The following is an 895-nucleotide window of genomic DNA, read 5'->3' as shown; positions in this document are numbered from 1 at the left end:
GGGATGACGTCAAATCATCATGCCCCTTATGACCTGGGCTACACACGTGCTACAATGGATGGTACAAAGGGCTGCAAAACCGCGAGGTTAAGCGAATCCCATAAAACCATTCTCAGTTCGGATTGCAGGCTGCAACTCGCCTGCATGAAGCCGGAATCGCTAGTAATCGCGGATCAGCATGCCGCGGTGAATACGTTCCCGGGCCTTGTACACACCGCCCGTCACACCACGAGAGTTTGTAACACCCGAAGTCGGTGGGGTAACCTTTTGGAGCCAGCCGCCTAAGGTGGGACAGATGATTGGGGTGAAGTCGTAACAAGGTAGCCGTATCGGAAGGTGCGGCTGGATCACCTCCTTTCTAAGGAATATTTACAAGAGACGTGACGTTCTTTGTTCGTTCAGTTTTGAGAGTTCAATCTCTCAAAAATATCGTTCTTTGAAAACTAGATAATGTTAATGAAGAAGCAATAACCGAGTAATCGCCATCTTAGTTTTTTCTCTTATTTTTGTTTTAAAACGAAGTAAGAGCACAAACCTGAGGGCAATGAGAAGCAAGAAGATCAAGGAAGCGACCGAACGAGCACCGGAGCGTACGAGAGTACGTGAGGAGCACAGTGACGGAGCTGACGCAGAGATTCGCCGCTTATCATTGGCCGAAGTAGGTTAAGTTAGAAAGGGCGCACGGTGAATGCCTTGGCACTAGGAGCCGATGAAGGACGGTACTAACACCGATATGCTTCGGGGAGCTGTAAGTAAGCTTTGATCCGGAGATTTCCGAATGGGGAAACCCCCTATCCGTAATGGGATAGGATCCTTATCTGAATACATAGGGTATGGAAGGCAGACCCGGGGAACTGAAACATCTAAGTACCCGGAGGAAGAGAAAGCAAACGCG

General features: G+C 49.1%; 1 protein-coding gene and 2 rRNA genes. All 3 read left to right on the top strand.

Features of this window, described 5'->3' with window-relative positions:
- Positions 1-358: ribosomal RNA gene (locus ACTHRG_RS23505) — 16S ribosomal RNA — on the top strand; the annotation flags it as partial.
- 186 nt (positions 359-544) lie between these two features.
- Positions 545-667 (top strand): hypothetical protein, encoded by a 123-nt coding sequence (locus ACTHRG_RS23500; RefSeq protein WP_258752131.1) that lies wholly within the window; start codon positions 545-547, stop codon positions 665-667.
- Positions 662-895: ribosomal RNA gene (locus ACTHRG_RS23495) — 23S ribosomal RNA — on the top strand; the annotation flags it as partial. The genes ACTHRG_RS23500 and ACTHRG_RS23495, both read left to right, overlap by 6 nt.

The sequence above is a fragment of the Cytobacillus sp. SAFR-174 genome (assembly GCF_051964675.1).
Lineage (GTDB): Bacteria > Bacillota > Bacilli > Bacillales > Cytobacillaceae > Cytobacillus.
This window is presented reverse-complemented; position numbering and strand designations above follow the sequence as displayed.

Bases quoted from the DNA above. Each gene is read 5' to 3' on its own strand.
- ACTHRG_RS23500 (WP_258752131.1), top strand. From the start codon at position 545: ATGAGAAGCAAGAAGATCAAGGAAGCGACCGAACGAGCACCGGAGCGT.